The 15,539-nt window shown below is 56.1% G+C and carries 17 protein-coding genes; 8 read left to right on the plus strand and 9 right to left on the minus strand.

Annotated elements, in window-relative coordinates:
* The first annotated feature begins 73 nt into the window (after positions 1-73).
* Positions 74-967 (plus strand): outer membrane protein, encoded by an 894-nt coding sequence (locus tag G5V57_RS28680; protein ID WP_165171759.1) that lies wholly within the window; start codon positions 74-76, stop codon positions 965-967.
* A gap of 554 nt (positions 968-1,521) precedes the next feature.
* Here G5V57_RS28680 and G5V57_RS28685 read toward each other — a convergent pair.
* The 3 genes from G5V57_RS28685 to G5V57_RS28695 form a co-directional block, all read right to left on the minus strand.
* Positions 1,522-1,782 (minus strand): hypothetical protein, encoded by a 261-nt coding sequence (locus tag G5V57_RS28685; protein ID WP_165171761.1) that lies wholly within the window; start codon positions 1,780-1,782, stop codon positions 1,522-1,524.
* Between the two features lie 249 nt (positions 1,783-2,031).
* Complete coding sequence (locus tag G5V57_RS28690; RefSeq protein WP_165171763.1) at positions 2,032-2,241, minus strand: DUF6496 domain-containing protein; 210 nt, start codon at positions 2,239-2,241, stop codon at positions 2,032-2,034.
* A gap of 325 nt (positions 2,242-2,566) precedes the next feature.
* On the minus strand, positions 2,567-3,004 hold the full coding sequence (locus G5V57_RS28695; RefSeq protein WP_165171765.1) for a hypothetical protein: 438 nt from the start codon (positions 3,002-3,004) through the stop codon (positions 2,567-2,569).
* A gap of 807 nt (positions 3,005-3,811) precedes the next feature.
* On the opposite strand from G5V57_RS28695, the gene G5V57_RS28700 reads away from it, so the two are divergent.
* The 7 genes from G5V57_RS28700 to G5V57_RS28730 all read left to right on the plus strand — a co-directional run bounded on the left by G5V57_RS28700 (position 3,812) and on the right by G5V57_RS28730 (position 9,313).
* Positions 3,812-4,888 carry a glycosyltransferase family 2 protein gene (locus tag G5V57_RS28700; RefSeq protein ID WP_165171767.1) on the plus strand — a complete coding sequence of 359 codons (1,077 nt, stop codon included), beginning with the start codon at positions 3,812-3,814 and terminating at the stop codon, positions 4,886-4,888.
* Positions 4,889-4,983: 95 nt separating this feature from the next.
* Complete coding sequence (rfbF, locus tag G5V57_RS28705) at positions 4,984-5,754, plus strand: glucose-1-phosphate cytidylyltransferase (protein ID WP_165171769.1); 771 nt, start codon at positions 4,984-4,986, stop codon at positions 5,752-5,754.
* Between the two features lie 222 nt (positions 5,755-5,976).
* Positions 5,977-6,702 carry a WbqC family protein gene (locus G5V57_RS28710; RefSeq protein WP_246737412.1) on the plus strand — a complete coding sequence of 242 codons (726 nt, stop codon included), beginning with the start codon at positions 5,977-5,979 and terminating at the stop codon, positions 6,700-6,702.
* A 95-nt stretch (positions 6,703-6,797) separates the two neighbouring features.
* Positions 6,798-7,544, plus strand: a complete 747-nt coding sequence (locus G5V57_RS28715; protein WP_165171771.1) for a cephalosporin hydroxylase family protein — start codon at positions 6,798-6,800, stop codon at positions 7,542-7,544.
* A gap of 48 nt (positions 7,545-7,592) precedes the next feature.
* Entirely contained in the window at positions 7,593-7,730 is a 138-nt protein-coding gene (locus G5V57_RS28720) for a hypothetical protein (RefSeq protein ID WP_165171773.1), read from the plus strand.
* A 28-nt stretch (positions 7,731-7,758) separates the two neighbouring features.
* On the plus strand, positions 7,759-8,664 hold the full coding sequence (locus tag G5V57_RS28725) for a DegT/DnrJ/EryC1/StrS family aminotransferase (RefSeq protein ID WP_165171775.1): 906 nt from the start codon (positions 7,759-7,761) through the stop codon (positions 8,662-8,664).
* Between the two features lies 1 nt (position 8,665).
* Positions 8,666-9,313, plus strand: coding sequence for a class I SAM-dependent methyltransferase (locus G5V57_RS28730; protein ID WP_165171777.1), 648 nt, complete (start codon positions 8,666-8,668; stop codon positions 9,311-9,313).
* An 87-nt stretch (positions 9,314-9,400) separates the two neighbouring features.
* Here G5V57_RS28730 and G5V57_RS28735 read toward each other — a convergent pair whose 3' ends face one another.
* The 6 genes from G5V57_RS28735 to rfbG all read right to left on the minus strand — a co-directional run bounded on the left by G5V57_RS28735 (position 9,401) and on the right by rfbG (position 15,421).
* Positions 9,401-10,501, minus strand: coding sequence for a hypothetical protein (locus tag G5V57_RS28735; RefSeq protein ID WP_165171779.1), 1,101 nt, complete (start codon positions 10,499-10,501; stop codon positions 9,401-9,403).
* A gap of 63 nt (positions 10,502-10,564) precedes the next feature.
* Positions 10,565-11,194, minus strand: coding sequence for a bifunctional 2-polyprenyl-6-hydroxyphenol methylase/3-demethylubiquinol 3-O-methyltransferase UbiG (locus G5V57_RS28740; protein WP_165171781.1), 630 nt, complete (start codon positions 11,192-11,194; stop codon positions 10,565-10,567).
* Positions 11,191-12,303 (minus strand): DegT/DnrJ/EryC1/StrS aminotransferase family protein, encoded by a 1,113-nt coding sequence (locus tag G5V57_RS28745; RefSeq protein ID WP_165171783.1) that lies wholly within the window; start codon positions 12,301-12,303, stop codon positions 11,191-11,193. The genes G5V57_RS28740 and G5V57_RS28745 overlap by 4 nt, the downstream gene beginning before the upstream one ends.
* 4 nt (positions 12,304-12,307) lie before the next feature.
* Positions 12,308-12,847: a dTDP-4-dehydrorhamnose 3,5-epimerase gene (gene rfbC / locus G5V57_RS28750; RefSeq protein WP_165171785.1), complete on the minus strand. Its 540-nt coding sequence runs from the start codon at positions 12,845-12,847 to the stop codon at positions 12,308-12,310.
* Entirely contained in the window at positions 12,847-14,079 is a 1,233-nt protein-coding gene (locus G5V57_RS28755) for a class I SAM-dependent methyltransferase (protein ID WP_165171787.1), read from the minus strand. The genes rfbC and G5V57_RS28755 overlap by 1 nt, the downstream gene beginning before the upstream one ends.
* Positions 14,072-15,421 (minus strand): CDP-glucose 4,6-dehydratase, encoded by a 1,350-nt coding sequence (rfbG, locus tag G5V57_RS28760; RefSeq protein ID WP_246737413.1) that lies wholly within the window; start codon positions 15,419-15,421, stop codon positions 14,072-14,074. Before rfbG ends, G5V57_RS28755 begins: the two co-directional genes overlap by 8 nt.
* Positions 15,422-15,539: the final 118 nt, after the last annotated feature.

The following is a 15,539-nucleotide window of genomic DNA, read 5'->3' on the forward strand; positions in this document are numbered from 1 at the left end:
GGTCGTGACGGTGCGCGCGATCGCAACAGTCTCAGGTTGAAACACCCTCTCTCCATTCCCGCCATGAAATCCGATGGAGAAACTGCCTTTTGTGACCTTTTTGCCACAGCAGGCCGTATTCTTGAAATCACTGAGAGTAATTATTGATCTGGAGGCTTATCCCGTTTCTTATACCTGTGGTTGCACATCATGGGGAAGCAACATGCTGAGCAAGATACTTTTGGCGGGCACCGTTTCAGCGCTGATGGTGAGCGGGGCACAGGCTGCGGATATCGTCGAACCTCTGTATGACTGGACCGGCCCTTATATTGGGCTGCAAGGCGGATATGGATGGGGCCAGAACGATGTAAAGTACGATAACCAGCTCCAAGCGGTCGCGACGGCGAGTTCAGGTATCTTCGATACAAGCAGCGACGACGTGGTCATCGAACCCAACCGGGACGGCAAGATCGGCATCGACGGCTGGCTCGGCGGTGCCCATGCCGGATACAACTGGCAGGTCGATAGCTTTGTGCTCGGCGCGGAAGGCGACATCGAGTTTTCGGATCTTTCGGGTGACACGAACATCTTGTTCTCACCCACGAGTGAGCTTGGCCAGATCAAGCAGGATATCGATTGGCTGGGATCCCTGAGATTGCGTCTAGGCTATGCGATGGATCGTGCCCTGATCTATGTGACGGGCGGCGCGGCTGTCGGTGGCGTGGACATGAAGATCAGGATCGACCCCGCAGTGGGCGGCGGTGGCGATGCGGACGACACTGAAACGCGCTGGGGCTGGACGCTCGGCGGCGGATTCGAATATGCCTTCACCGACGAGGTGAGCGCCAATATCGAATACCGCTATACCGATCTTGGCGACACCCAGATCTTCCTGGACAACAACGACGCCGTGGGCGACATCAAATTTGACAATGCCTTCCACGCCGTGCGCGTCGGCTTGAGCTGGCACTTCGGCAGCGATTTGTGAATTTCGAAAGGTTTTCGGGGCGAACACGACTTCCCGGGGAACGATGCCCCCTATCGCTTCTTCCGAGCGGGCGATTTCACATAGTCATAGCCCTGAGCCTTCAGGCACCGGTTGACGAAGATCCACCGATCCATAGCGTTGGTCATGCCATAGCCGATCAAGGCGCTGGCGATGGAGCCGCGCGATCCAACGGCCACGAGCGCTGAGTCGATTCCGATCGCGGCGGCCTCACAACGCAGCTGTGCTATTTTGGCGGCTGAGGGCGCTCTGGTCCTGCGCCACTCCCCAGCGCTCGCAGTCGCGATGGGCACCAGGGTAGCGCGGATGGCTTTAACTAGATTTTTCATGACGGTTATCTCACCGAACCACGTGCCGTTCAGGTAAGGTGCCGAACCACGACCAACTTGGGTCTGGCTGCCAATTACTTGCGATTTGACGCCAAAAAGCGAAGCACTTCGTTGCTATGCTTGATCCCTGAGGCCCGTGCCGGTCGCAAGGTCGCGCTGGAAGTCCTGTCATCAACAGCGTTGGCGGCCAGGCAGTGTCGCATCTTCTCAATCTTGTTCACTGCCGCAGCTTCGCGGTTCTTCGATCCGGCTCGGACCAGAACCCCTTTCGGCGTATAGCATGGCGAACTGAGCAAGGAGCTTGTTGTAAGCAACTCCCGCAATCGGCAAATGGAGTTCTGATCCGTCCTCCAGGATAAAACGGATTTGAGTTGTTCGTCGGCCTGCGGGAAGGGCTATGCCCAAATAACTTACAACAGCAGGCATCACGAACGGACCGTCGCCAGTTAGCTGAACACGCGTTGCCATCGCTGTTTCCCACTGAGCGCGGGCCGCATTCAACCAGCAAGCCAGCAGCGCGGCAATATATCTTTCGATCGAGGTTTCAGCCCGGCAAGCCGGCAGACCGTATCAAAGGACAACCGACGCCACGGATCAGGACCCTGGGGGAGGCTGAAGGACATCTCCAACAAAGCGGCCGTACGGAAGACGGCCATCTCCTGTTTCATTCCCGCATTTATCCGCGCAGATATACAAGCGGTCCAGTGACTGCTTCCGCTAACTCTTCTTTCTGGAGGCCTTCTTGGGAGCAACCTTCTTGCCCTCGCGACGCGCTTCCGACAGGCCGATGGTGATGGCTTGCTTTCTGCTCGTTACTGTCGTGCCGCTTCGGCCACTCTTGAGCGTGCCCTTCTTGCGCTTGTGCATCGCCCTCTCCACGTCCTTGGAGGCGCTCTTCGAAGTCTTGCGTGCCCGAGCACTCCGCATTGATCCAGCTCAGCCCAGGTCGCCTAAATCGTCGCTTTAGAAAATGTCACTTGCCTCGCCAGCGTCGAAGATTTCAATTCAGACGGCTCACGTGCCCTCCTCTCGACTCAGCGGCTCGTGGCCGTGGAGGGCTCCGAACCGGTTCGGGGTCCTCTGCGCGCGGCAAATCCTCCCGGACACGGAAACCACTCGATGGCGATCCCGGCATTGTTTGCGGCCTAGGCCGCCGCCGTCACCGTGCTGTTCGGCTTCATGTCCTTTCTACGGTGGCGCGCGGCCCCTCGGCTCTTTTTCGCATCCGGACAACCTGCCCACCTTGCGCAGTTTACGTGGCGACACGTACCAGCGGACTTGTTGCTGGCCGACTTTGCCAATTGGCTTCGCCGGACCTTTTGCTGCGAATTTCCGGCAACTTCTTCTCTCCTGCTGCGGAGCTTTCCTGGGCCAGACGAAAAATGGCTGCGCCCTGTCCGGGCGGGGTGGTCTTTGCAGTTCCGCCATACCCCCATGACCGTCGGCGTAAGGCATCGATGTGAACTCCGGGATCACTCAATTCCTGGTTTGTATTCTCGGGGCGTTGATGTGTCCTGGTCTGTACATTCGCCGGCCCTGATGGAGTCTCGGGCGATTGACTCGCAGCTTCATCGCCGGATGCCGTGCTGGTTTGTGCGGCATTCTCGAGGAGATTACCCTCATCCTTCTCGTTCCAGACGCGCAGCAAAGCTTGCAGGATTTCGTGGATTATTCGGAGGCCGAGAACCATTCGGTTGATCCTTTTATCGGTGTTCGGATGGAGACCAAAGCCTTGTCCGGTCAGACTCACGAGTTGAAGTCCGAACGCAACCCCTCAACTTGATATTTCCCAATCCTGCCGTCTGGCCCACGATGTCAAGCGCCCGTCGCCGCGTCGGCAAGGTGATACCGACATGAAGGTGAAGATGCGCAACACCGCTGGCTGTGGGTCATCGTCGGAAGCGACCGCAAGGTCATGGTGTTCGAGCGCGACGTCGTGTGGATCACCTTCCCGGCCATCGCGGCACCGAGAAATCGCTGCACGATTCATGGCTAGCAGAGATGGGACATAGTGTAATCCAGTCCTGAGGCCGCTTATGCAAAAAAGTTAGGCCACCGCGTGCAGTGGCGCCTCCTTGCCGGTTAAGCGGTCATCGCCGCCGCGGCCGGCACTTGCCGGCCCAAAGTTGAAGACTTCGGCCACAAGGATTCTCCTCCCAGATGTCAATTTGGGGCGAATCCTTTTTCGGCCAAGTGATTCCACTCCGCCGGGATGCGCGCTAAATCGCAGCTGCAACACCGCGTCGATTTGAACAATTGTCAAAGAACTACTGGTCCGCCGGAAAAAGTCCGGTTTCACCTCCACAGACACAGCGCCCCGATCGGCCATCTCATTGACCCGCAGGGTACGCCCCCCGTTTGGGAATTTCTGTTGCGGACGCACACTTGAAACGTCCATCAGGAAAGCGCTTGAGCGGCAGGCATTTGTCGGTTACCAGTTCCACCGTCCAGGAAAGGCAAAAGCCTCATCAAGTTCAAAGGAAAACATTCGGATCCTATGAGCCATCCACGTTGTGATCCTCTGCCATCGGTTGAAGGCGAAAACTCTATACCGACACCGCCTACGTCACTTGTTACGGTCGCAATCACTGCATATGAGCGCGCCGACCTGTTTCACTTGTGTTTGGCCTCAGTTTGCCGGCAATCATACCGCAACCTGGAGATCTACGTTTTCGACAATTCCAATACGGATGCCGTGCAGAATTGCGTCACGGAGATAGCTGATGATCGAATAGTATATACACGCAATACGTCCAATATTCGTGACCTCATCATCATAAACCATCAGAAAGCATGGATACAGCGTGCCGGGGTCTACCATATCGTTCTGTCGAGCGACTGCGGCCTGAACGAGAGGGCCATCGAGCTCATGGTTGCCGTCTTGCGCTCTGATGCGTCTCTATGCGCCGTGGCGGCCGACGCATGCATGGTCGATGTTGCCAGTGGGAAGCGCAGCCCACAGAAGATTAAATTTCCCGAGTACGTTTCCGAAAGCGTGCCAAACTCCCATGACCGCCTTGACGCGTATCGGATGTTACGGGATGCATTCTTCACATTGCCCGACATCGGAGTATCATATCATACGCTTATGGTCTCCGATCTGCTGACCTATGCCAATCTTGAGCACGTATATAATAGCGAATCCAGCGAGCATCAAACCGGCCTTGAGGTTCTGATGCAGAAGCCGGCATTCGGCATGATTCGCCAGCAGCTCATCGAAGACTTCCCTCATGACAATCATTATGACACTGAACACCTTCGCAGGTATCGTCATTTCACCCAAGCAGCGACCCGTCAACAGTTTCTCGAGAAGAACAATCAGGCGCTGATTTCTCTCGGGATCAATGTGCTCCCCCTGCAGCTTGGGCTGATAAAGCTCTTTGCGAGATGCGCGTACCGATATCCCCAGGAGCAGTTCTTCGCCTCCATCTGCCGCGTTGTTCAACTCGCCTTTCCTCTCCTGTTCGCCGCCTGCCTTGTCCCCCTATTTGCGCCCCTGGCAGGATACCGCATTCTCAACAAATCTCGTATTCGCTGGCGCAAGCGCAGGAGGTTGGAGGCGGCTTCCAAATAATCCAGCCGATCTAGTGCAATGGCAGAGTTGAAACACTGCCTTGCTACCGTTAAAAACCGCATTTATCGGAAACTTTGGGAACAATTCGGGCGACTATGAAAGCTGTGATTCTTGCCGGCGGCCTGGGGACCCGCCTCTCCGAAGAGACCTCCCTGAAGCCGAAGCCGATGATCGAAATCGGCCACAAGCCCATCCTCTGGCACATCATGAAGTGCTATTCCGCCCATGGGGTCTCGGATTTCATTATTTGCTGCGGTTACAAAGGCTATGTGATCAAGGAGTATTTCGCCAATTACGCATTGCATATGTCGGATGTCACCTTCGATCTTCAGCACAACGAGATGCATGTTCATCAACGAAAAGTCGAGCCCTGGCGCATTACCCTCGTGGACACCGGAGAGAACACTCTGACAGGGGGCCGGCTCAAGCGTGTGAGAGACTATTTGCAGGACGAGGATTGTTTCTGCTTCACCTATGGGGACGGATTGTCCGATGTTGATATCTCGGCGTCGATAGCGTTTCATCGCCAGCATGGGAAACTCGCCACGGTGACGGCGGTGCGCCCGCCTGGGCGTTATGGCGCACTTATCATGGAGGATGCGGAGGTAAAGGGCTTCCAGGAGAAGCCGCCTGGCGATGGCGGCCTTATCAATGGCGGCTATTTTGTGCTCTCGCCACACGCCATCGATTATGTTTCGGGCGATGATACCTCTTGGGAAGGTCCTCCTCTCGAAATGATTGCCGCCGCGGGAGAACTGAGAGCCTTCGTGCATACCGGATTTTGGCAGCCAATGGACACGTTGCGAGAGAAGAACCAACTGGAGAGCCTGTGGAGTGGAACGAATCCACCGTGGAAAGTCTGGTAGTCTCAACCTGTGCCGACGCATGCTTCCGTTGGAAGAGTCCTGGTTATCTCGGAAAGTGAGGGCCGTGTCTGCATGAAGTAACTCGATATCGGAAACACACCCGACATGGCGAATACGCATTGTTGGAGTGATTGCATGATACTCGGACACCAGGAAGAACTGCGGGTCCGCATTTCACACTTGGCTGCGCTCGACGGACACGCCTAATCAGAGGATATCGAGTTGCGCGTTGTAATTTCACAACCGATGTATTTCCCTTGGGTGGGACTGCTGGAACAGATTCGTTTGGCGGATGTCTTTGTTTTTTATGATGACGTCCAGCTATCGACCGGCGCATTCCACAATCGTGTACAGGTTAAAACGCGAAATGGAACACAGTGGCTCACCCTTCCGATGAGCAAGGGACGCCTGAAAGAGACGCTCATCAACAACGCCGTGGTCGACTGCAGGGTCGATTGGCGGACACGGCAAAGAAATATACTCACGGATGCCTATAATAAGGCTCCCTTCTTCGACGATATGATTTCTGTGTTTGAAGCCGTTGCATCCATGCAGACGGAGACGCTTTCAGATATAACGATCAGGTCCATTGATGTATTATTGGAGTACTTCAATATCTCGGAGCATAAGAGAATTATCAGATCCTCTTCTCTCGGCATTTCCGGGCGGAGTACCCAACGCGTCCTTGATATTGTTCTCAGTTTAGGGGGCGATGAATATATAACGGGGCATGGCGCAAAGGACTATCTGGATCATCCATTGTTTGAGCGACATGGGGTTTCCGTAGGATACATGGACTACCGGAAGGAGATCTATCCACAACTGCATGGCGAGTTTACGCCATTCGTAAGTGGGCTCGACCTGGTTGCCAATTGTGGTGCTTCGGGAGAAAGGTACATATGCTCGAATACCGTACCTTGGCGCGATTTTGTGGATTCTCGCGCCTAGCAGCTTGGCGTGATTCAAGCTCGCGATAGGACGTCTCGAAGAGTATTCGGCAACTTCAACCTTCCATCCGAAGAAGCAACGAACGGCAGATACAAATGACTAAGGACGACCGGACCGAGTTCGAGGCTCACAAGCGACAGATGAGCATTGCTCTTGGCAAAGACAGGGACGCGTTTGCGAAATCGACCGACGCAATCCACGCCGTGGACACCTACGACTATGCCTATCTATGGAGCTTCCTGGGCGTCCCTATCATTCAAATGCCTGCCGATGTTATGGCGACACAGGAAGTTGTATGGGCAAACAAACCTGATGTCATCATAGAGACTGGCGTCGCTCGCGGCGGTTCCGTCATCTTTATGGCGGCTTTGCTGCAACTGATTGGAAAGGGGAAGGTTGTCGGCGTAGACATCGATATCCGTAAGCATAATAGGGAAACAATTGAAAGCCATCCGATGGCCTCTCGAATTGATTTGATCGAGGGATCGTCGGTTGCTCCACTGACGATAGCGAAGGTCACAGCCTCAATTCCACCCGGCGCGTCCGTTATGGTCGTCCTCGACAGCAATCACAGTCGAGACCATGTGCTGGCGGAGCTTCGCGCCTATGCACCACTCGTCACATCCGGTCAGTATCTCGTTGTAGCAGACACCCTCCTCGGGATGATCGATGTGTCGCAAACCCCCACAAAGCGATCTCATATATGGGAGCCCGGGAATGAGCCTTTGTCAGCTCTCAATGCCTACCTCTCTGAAACAAACCGCTTCGAGGTTGATGAGGCGTTGAACGGCAAGCTCGTTTTCTCTTGTTCTCCTGGTGGATACGTCAGATGCATCCGTTAGGCAAAGAGAGCATTGTCAGCATGGACGTCCCTCTTGTTGAATAGGGCCATGAAGGCTCTTCGCAGTCAGCTTTCCCAAACTTTCGGGCTTGAGCACGGCGCATTATTCGGCCGTGGCCGCGCGGCACTGGTTGCCGCCATCGAGGAGATGACTTATCCCGGCGCGCCGGTGATCATCCCCCTCTAATACTTGCTCGGCACTGCTGGCCGCCGTGTTGGCATCGAACCGCCGACCGGTACTGGCCTCGGTCTCTGCAGATACCGGTCTCCCAGATGACGCCACGCTGGCCTCGGCGATCGATGCGAACCGCAGTCAGCCGGGACTTCTGGTACTGACACACCTTTACGGCAAGCTGGCTGATTATCCAGGAGCTCGCGCGATGGCGGATCAAAGAGGCTGGGTCCTACTGGAAAATGACAGCCTTGCTGCTACGGCCGGGTCCCCCCGCGAATGTGCGCCACGCACGACCAGGCTACTCAGTTTCGGCAGTGGCAAGACTGTCGACGGTGGAGGTGGTGGCGCAATTCTAACCAACGACGCGCGTCTTGCCGATACGCTATCCACTCGCGCTTCTGCTTGGCCCGTTTTTGATCACGCAGCCGACCAGACCGAAGATCACATTGTACTTGCTCGACGACATCTGTCGGCAATTGGCTTGGCATGGGCCTCCGAGCCGCTATTCGCAGTCGAAGTGGCGCAGTGTCGCCATTCCTTCGACCCAAATTTGGCAGAGCCCATCCTTGCCGCGCTTCACCGTTTTCCAGAATCAAATGCTCGTCGCCTTGCGCGCCTGGCGATGTGGAACGAGGTACTCGCCGACGTGTCTCACGCCATAAGCGCGCCGCCGGTCCCCATCTCCGCCGCGTGGCGCGGGTTATTCCGCGTTCAAAATGAGGAACTGCGTGATCGTATTGTCATCGCAATGCGCGAAGCGGGCCACGACGCCGGGACGAATTATCCGCCTCTATGGGATGTGGCGCCAACCCTCGTTGGCGACCAAAGAGACACCCGAGGCGATGCGTGGGGCCAAACCGTCGTTACTCTGTGGCTAACAGATACCTATGACCAAAATCGCATCCGTAGCGCGGCGGATGTAATAAAGCGGACCATTGGAGGATAACTTGGGCATCGACGAAACCTTCGAGCGCTACTACACTCGCACTTTTGAGGAGCATGGCCCTAGCCCTCGCGGCGTTGACTGGCATGACTCTGAAAGCCTGAGCTTTCACTACGACAAAATACTGGCGGTGATCGACCAACCATTTGTCGGGCGGAAGGTATCCGTTCTCGATGTCGGTTGCGGATATGGTGGCCTTCTATCGCATGCGCGCGAAAGCAACATCGACTTGGAATACACGGGCCTCGACCTAGTGCAGGCCATGATCGATCACGGCAACTCGAACTATCCGGGCGCGACGTTCGTGCGTTCAGATATATTTGCGTTTCAGCCCGAACGGTCCTTCGATTACGTCTTGGCGAACGGCGTGCTCACGGAGAAGCTCGACTTGTCGATCCGAGAATTCGGAGCTTTCTCCCGTAGGGTCATACGACGGATGTACGAACTGGCCGAGCACGGCATCGCCTTTAACATGATGACATCCCATGTTAACTTTACGGCGACCAATCTGTATTACCAAAATCCAGCAGAAATGGTTTCGTTCTGCGCAACAGAACTATCGCCCAAATGGATCATCGATCACGCATACGACTATTTCGATTTCACAATGTACGTGTATAAAAACCCTACATCGCAGAGGTCTCGAAAGTAGGGTCATATCACCAGAGGTGACCGCGAGCGTCGTCCGAACCAATCACCGTGATATACATGTAGGGGTCGCGAGTGCTTGCCGTTCTGATCATCGTCGCGCCATGGAATAGGTAATTCCAAGCTCATCAGCGGTCAAAATTTTCACTCTTCGCCCTGCGGCCTTAGTAATTTTCCGAATGGTGCCGCGCGACATCTTGCTTGTCGCGAGTTCCCGGTGGTGTGCGGCGACAATCTCAGCGTTCTTCGAAACATAATCCACCGACCGCAAGGCATCGAAAAACGCTGTCGCAATGGCTTCCGACCGTGGAACACCGTTCTTCGCACGCGCCGTAATCACTCGAGCGCCAGGATAGACCTGATCCAAATCAGGGATGTAGTCGCTAACGTCATTGGCCAGGACAAGCGGCACCTCGCCGGCGAATTGCACAAATCCCCGCGGTGCCGTGCCCCTGACAACATAGGTGTAGTGATCGGAAATACTCTGTTTGAGTTTCAGCTGGACCGGCGTCTGGTCGACGTTCATGGCCCTAAGAGAAATGTGATTATTGAGCACAACTTGACGACAACGGATTTCGCCGCCATCGGCAGTGGTCACGACGACGCGCTCACCAGTAATCTGGATGACATCAACCGACGTCCCGAGCCGCGCCTCGACGCCAATCCTCCTCAGTATGATTTGGATTCGATCGAACCAGCGGGTCAGGCCGCCTCCAGGATATTTCGCCTCGCCCGGGTTGCGATTACCCGACATCTGGGCAAGTCTCGACAACAGATAGCGAGCGGCCTGCCAGAGACCAGTGCCAGCATCCCAGTGGTAGACGGTGGCCATCGCCAATTCATAGCGCATTTGCTTTGTGATTGGGATTGTGGAATCTCGGAACAACGCTCCGTTGCGGCGGACATGCAGTACGGGCTGGATCGGGACGGTCCGGAAGTTGCCGGCCAGCTTGGCATCCGCCAAATCATAGGCCGCTCGGTGCGGCATGAATACATGCGGGCTCGTCTCGATGCCGGTGAGGCCCAGACAATCCTCGGTCATCCATGCCCCGCCAAGACGCTCAGCGCGCTCAACCACGCAGACCCGGAGACCGCTCTCCGCACCGATCACGGCCTCCAGAAGACTGAGTGGACTGGATCCAATCACCACTACATCATACAGCTCTGCTGGAGTCACTTTCTCGGAATCCATTTAGTGTCGCCCACGCGCTCCAAACAGCTGTGTTCTCAGAAAAGGCTAAACCAAGTTCAGATATTAGTCATTACGGTAGACATATGTCCAGAATTGATACCTTGGATGATCGTGGTTCAAAACCACTTTGCTTGAAAGCTCGGACATACAGAACGCCAATGTTTCTACGGGGCTGCGATAGTAAGAGTTTTCAACCTGAAAATTGACTTTATTGGTCATCAAATTGAAACATGTACCAATATTGCAACAATCATATAGCTTTTTTACAAGCGCATTAAAGTATCTATCCATATCTAGTGTGGTCGCCCTCAGTTTAATTGTCAAAATCCCATTACAGACCACATAATCATACCTGCGCATTTCGTTCATCAGCAGGAAATCGCCGCAAATAAAATTTCCATTTTTGTGAAGACTGCGAGCATACCCGATCATCTCAGGCACGATATCGATGCCTGTATAATCGAGATCAATACCCTTGTCTTGGGCGTACGAAAGCAAAGCGCCATACCCGCACCCAACATCTAGCAACGTCGGCCGCGTACCATGATGTTCGCGACGAACGAGCTGGAGCGCATAGTCATAGCTGAGGTGTGCCATTTCCTCCCGCATCCAATCTACCCCTGCCGCAGTCGGTCCATGCTCCGCAAGCCTACGCGCGAAATGCTCCCTGAAAAGCTCCGATATATCAGTCATGCTCCAGATTCTCTCGTTAGATGCGCCTTGACGATGTTGGTCACGCGGATCACGTCATCATCAGTCAGGTCGTGATAGGTCGGCAGATTCACTCCCCGCGCATAGAGGCGGCGAGCCACATTGTTCTGCGTGCTTGGAAAATGGGGCAACATGCTGAGCGGCCAGAAGTAGATTCGGCCGTCGATGGCGTTCGCTTTGAAATCGGTAAGCAACTTATCGCGATCGAAGCCAACGCTATCATCGACGATAATGGTGGGCATCCAGTAACCGTTGGTGGTTCCCGGCGGTTCCGGATTCATCGCCACAGGCAAGCCGCCCAGATGCCTGGAATAGAGGTTGAACACCCGGCGTTTGCCGTCAATCAAATCCTGAATGCGCTCCATCTGCGCCAGGCCGATGGCTGCCTGGACATTCGACATCTTGTACTTGTAGCCGATCATGTCCGGCCAAAACTGTTTTGTCTGCTGACGCGAGCGTCCGTGGTTAGATAGTGTGAGGACGGTCTCGTAGAGGGTGTCGTCATTGGTGACGAACATCCCGCCTTCACCGGTCGTGACGGTTTTCGTGCCATGGAACGAGAAGGCCGCAAAGGCGCCGCGCGAGCCAGCTCTTACCGATCCCCATGACGAACCGATTGCTTCGGCGGCGTCTTCGATGACGGGAATTCCGTGTCGTTCGCCGATCTCCAGAAGCGCATCCATGTCGCAGAGATTGCCATACAGGTGAACGGCTATGATGGCTTTTGTCCTGGGCGTGATTGCGGCTTCCACTTTCTCAGGATCAAGGCACCAGCTGTCGGGCAGAATATCGGCAAATACCGGTGTTGCACCGAGATAGGTAACCGGTGCCACCGACGCGATCCAGTTGATGTCGGCCAGGATTACCTCATCACCCCTGCCGATGCCCAGTGCCGAGAGCCCCATATGCAAGGCGCCTGTACAGCTCGAAGTGGCGATTGCATGCTTGACACCGAGATGCGAGCGAAAGGCGTGCTCGAATTTGCCGATATATTCGTAGCAGCGCTCGCCCCATCCGGTAGTTACGGCATCCGTTGCATAGCGCACTTCAAGCTCGGTGATCGAAGGTTTCGTATAGGCGATACGGTTCATGCATCTAACTCGCTTCGGCTAAAAAGGGTAATGCGAGGTCTCGCTCCCCGATCAGGCGTGATTGTGCCTGAGGCCACTCTACCGCAACCGAGGCATCATCCCATCTGAAGCCGCTCGCCGCGCCCGCGTGAAACGGTTCGGTCATCTGGTAGAGAACTTCGGTGTCCGCCGCCAATGTCTGGAAACCATGGGCGAAGCCCTTGGGTATGTAAAGCTGCAGGCGATTATCGGCCGACAATTCGAGACCGAACCATTTGCGTTCGGTCTCCGATCCGGGGCGAAGGTCGACGATCACATCGAAGACCGCGCCGCGCGTCACGCGCACGAGTTTGTCTTCTGCGTGCGGCGGCTTCTGGAAATGCATGCCCCGAAGCGTGCCGGCGCGAGGATTCCAGGACAGACTCTGCTGCACGAAACGTCCGTTCAGCCCTGCCCGCGCGAATTCCTCCTCACACACAGTCCTCGCGAACAGACCACGGACATCCGCATGTGGCTCAAGCGACACGATGAAGGCGCCGGGCAATGACGACTGGCTGAACCGCATCAGTCGATATCCAGCGTTGGAATTGCCACCACGAAACGCCCGCCCCAATCGCGAATGGCGGCCATCTGCCGCGTGATTTCGTCCCTGATATTCCACGGAAGGATCAGCAGATAGTCCGGCTGGCGCCGGAAAATCTCCTGAGGGTCTAGAACCGGAATACGCGAGCCTGGAAGCAATCGGTTCTGTTTCGCGGGATTTTTGTCGGCCACAAAATCGATGAGATCGGCGCCGACGCCACAATAATTGAGCAGCGAATTGCCTTTCGCGGCAGCGCCATAGGCGGCCACGCGCTTTCCCTGGCTCTTTGCGTCGACTAGAAACGTCACAAGAGACTTCTTCACCTGCCGGATCCGTTCCGCGAAGGCGGCATAAGCCGACGCCGAGTTCAGCCCGGCGGCTGCTTCCTGCTCGAGCACATTGGTGACCGCTTGGCTGCGTGCGTGGCCAGCGTCGTCATGGCAGGCATAGAGTCGCAGGCTGCCGCCATGGGTCGGGATCTGCTCCACGTCGAAGATGCGAAGGCCGGCACGCTGGAATACCGGCTCCAGCGCCATCAGTGAGAGATAGCTGTAGTGTTCGTGATAGATCGTATCAAACTGACAGTCCGCGAGCATGGTCAGCAGGTGTGGAAATTCCAGGGTAATGACGCCTTCCGGCTTCAATACGGCCGGCATGCCGCCGACAAAATCGTTGATCTCCGGCACATGCGCCAGAACATTGTTGCCAAGGAGAAGATCGACCCGCCAGCCCTCGGCCGCCAGGTCACCGGCGGTTTTTCTGCCGAAGAATATTTCACGCGTCTCAACGCCCTTCTCGCGCGCCGCGGCCGCCGTATTCGCCGTCGGCTCGATGCCCAGGCTGGCAATGCCCTTGCCCACGAAATACTGCAGCAGATATCCATCGTTGCTGGCCAGTTCCATGACGCGGCTACCGGAACTCAGGCCAAACCTCGGAATCATCTTCTCGACATAGCATCGAGCATGCTCCAGCCAACTCGCGGAAAATGACGAGAAATAGACGTAATCGCCATGGAAGTGAACGCAGCGGTCCAAATTGCCGTCGAGTTGAACAAGCCAGCATTTCTCGCACGCCGCCACACGCAAGGGATAAAAGACCTCGCCCTTGGCGGCGTCATCTGGCTGAATGAAGGCGTTGGAGATCGGCGACAGCCCCAGGTCGCAGACTGGATAGCGCAGCACAGAGCCACAGGAACGACAGCGAATTCTATCCATGGCTCAGGAATGCCTGTAACTGCCGCTCCGTAACGGAAGCAGCGGATTGCGGATCAGCTTGAACGGCCCGATACCATTCGGCTGTGGCGTCAACGGTCGCGTCTATGCTCCATTTGGGCACCCAGTTCAATTCCCGGCGCGCCTTGTTGGAATCGAGATACAGGAAAGCAGCCTCATGCAGTGCGCCAGCCGAGGAGACATCCGCCCTCCAGTCCAGCTCCGGCCAGGCTTTTTTCACCCGGGCGAGAAGTTCGGCGACGGTAATGTTCGACGACGGCTCCGGTCCGAAATTGTATCCCGTCGCACACTTCGTTTCGCCATCCAGCAGGCGCCGGGCAAGAGTGAGATAACCATCGACACAATCGAGCACATGCTGCCAGGGTCGCGTCGACCCGGGATTGCGCACTTGCAGGCTCTCGCCTTGCGCTACCGCGCGCGCCGCGTCGGGAATCAGGCGGTCACTGCTCCAATCACCGCCGCCGATGACATTGCCGCCGCGGGCGCTCGCCACCAGCACGCCAGCATGTGAAAAATAGGAGCGACGGTAGCTGTCAACGACGAGTTCACTGGCGGCTTTGGAGGCACTATAGGGGTCATGGCCGCCGAGGCGGTCGATCTCACGGTAACCCCACAGCGAGCCGTTATTTTCATAACATTTGTCGGTCGTCACGACCACCACGGCGCGCACCGATGCACATGCCCGGGCGGCCTCGAGCAGGTTGACGGTACCCATGACATTGGTATCCCAGGTCGTATGGGGGTCGGCATAACCGAACCGCACGAGCGGTTGCGCGGCCATATGTACGATCAACTCCGGCTCACTTTCGCAGACCACAGTCTTCAGGCGCTCGCTGTCGCGGATGTTGGCAAATTCGTTGCGGGCAAGCAGCCGGTCGATGGCCAGAAGGTCGAATAGATTCGGGTTTGTGTTTGGCGCCAACGCGTAGCCAGTCACCCGACAGCCGAGCGCAGACAGCATGGTCACCATCCAGCTGCCTTTGAACCCGGTATGTCCAGTTACCAGAATCTTGCGATCATTCCAGAAACCATTCCTACTCCCCATCAGGTCTTCCAAAGTGCGTGCCACTGTTGCAGAGATTCTCCAGTATAGTTTTTCTCGCAAATTATCCATCGGCTGCCCGGCTGTAAACGAATAGGTTTGACCTGTCACTTGCCAGAAACAATGGAGGCAAAAGCTACCGGATGCGATGCTTTCCGGTAAACACAGGAATTTGACAGCATCGGCGTCCGCGGCGGCATCGCGAGTGACGACGCCTTGATATTGAACGATGAAGAAACGGAGATTGGCCGGGACCGAGACCGATTGCCGGAGACCCTGCATCGTCCCTCCTGCACACGCTTCCGGGCCTGACTTGCGCCGGATCGTCGGCCGCGAGGGCGGAGCGGCGCTCTGAAGCGCCGGACCAGACACAAAGCTGGCGGGAGCGGCGGCGTGCGCA

It is taken from the genome of Nordella sp. HKS 07, assembly GCF_011046735.1.
Lineage (GTDB): Bacteria > Pseudomonadota > Alphaproteobacteria > Rhizobiales > Aestuariivirgaceae > Taklimakanibacter.

What these genes read in the sequence shown, in the direction of transcription:
- G5V57_RS28680 (WP_165171759.1), top strand. Translation starts at nt 74, where the DNA reads ATGGAGAAACTGCCTTTTGTGACCTTTTTGCCACAGCAGGCCGTATTC.
- G5V57_RS28685 (WP_165171761.1), bottom strand. Translation starts at nt 1,782, where the DNA reads ATGGCAACGCGTGTTCAGCTAACTGGCGACGGTCCGTTCGTGATGCCT.
- G5V57_RS28690 (WP_165171763.1), bottom strand. Translation starts at nt 2,241, where the DNA reads ATGCGGAGTGCTCGGGCACGCAAGACTTCGAAGAGCGCCTCCAAGGAC.
- G5V57_RS28695 (WP_165171765.1), bottom strand. Translation starts at nt 3,004, where the DNA reads ATGGTTCTCGGCCTCCGAATAATCCACGAAATCCTGCAAGCTTTGCTG.
- G5V57_RS28700 (WP_165171767.1), top strand. Translation starts at nt 3,812, where the DNA reads ATGAGCCATCCACGTTGTGATCCTCTGCCATCGGTTGAAGGCGAAAAC.
- rfbF (WP_165171769.1), top strand. Translation starts at nt 4,984, where the DNA reads ATGAAAGCTGTGATTCTTGCCGGCGGCCTGGGGACCCGCCTCTCCGAA.
- G5V57_RS28715 (WP_165171771.1), top strand. Translation starts at nt 6,798, where the DNA reads ATGACTAAGGACGACCGGACCGAGTTCGAGGCTCACAAGCGACAGATG.
- G5V57_RS28720 (WP_165171773.1), top strand. Translation starts at nt 7,593, where the DNA reads ATGAAGGCTCTTCGCAGTCAGCTTTCCCAAACTTTCGGGCTTGAGCAC.
- G5V57_RS28735 (WP_165171779.1), bottom strand. Translation starts at nt 10,501, where the DNA reads ATGGATTCCGAGAAAGTGACTCCAGCAGAGCTGTATGATGTAGTGGTG.
- G5V57_RS28740 (WP_165171781.1), bottom strand. Translation starts at nt 11,194, where the DNA reads ATGACTGATATATCGGAGCTTTTCAGGGAGCATTTCGCGCGTAGGCTT.
- G5V57_RS28745 (WP_165171783.1), bottom strand. Translation starts at nt 12,303, where the DNA reads ATGAACCGTATCGCCTATACGAAACCTTCGATCACCGAGCTTGAAGTG.
- rfbC (WP_165171785.1), bottom strand. Translation starts at nt 12,847, where the DNA reads ATGCGGTTCAGCCAGTCGTCATTGCCCGGCGCCTTCATCGTGTCGCTT.
- G5V57_RS28755 (WP_165171787.1), bottom strand. Translation starts at nt 14,079, where the DNA reads ATGGATAGAATTCGCTGTCGTTCCTGTGGCTCTGTGCTGCGCTATCCA.
- rfbG (WP_246737413.1), bottom strand. Translation starts at nt 15,421, where the DNA reads ATGCAGGGTCTCCGGCAATCGGTCTCGGTCCCGGCCAATCTCCGTTTC.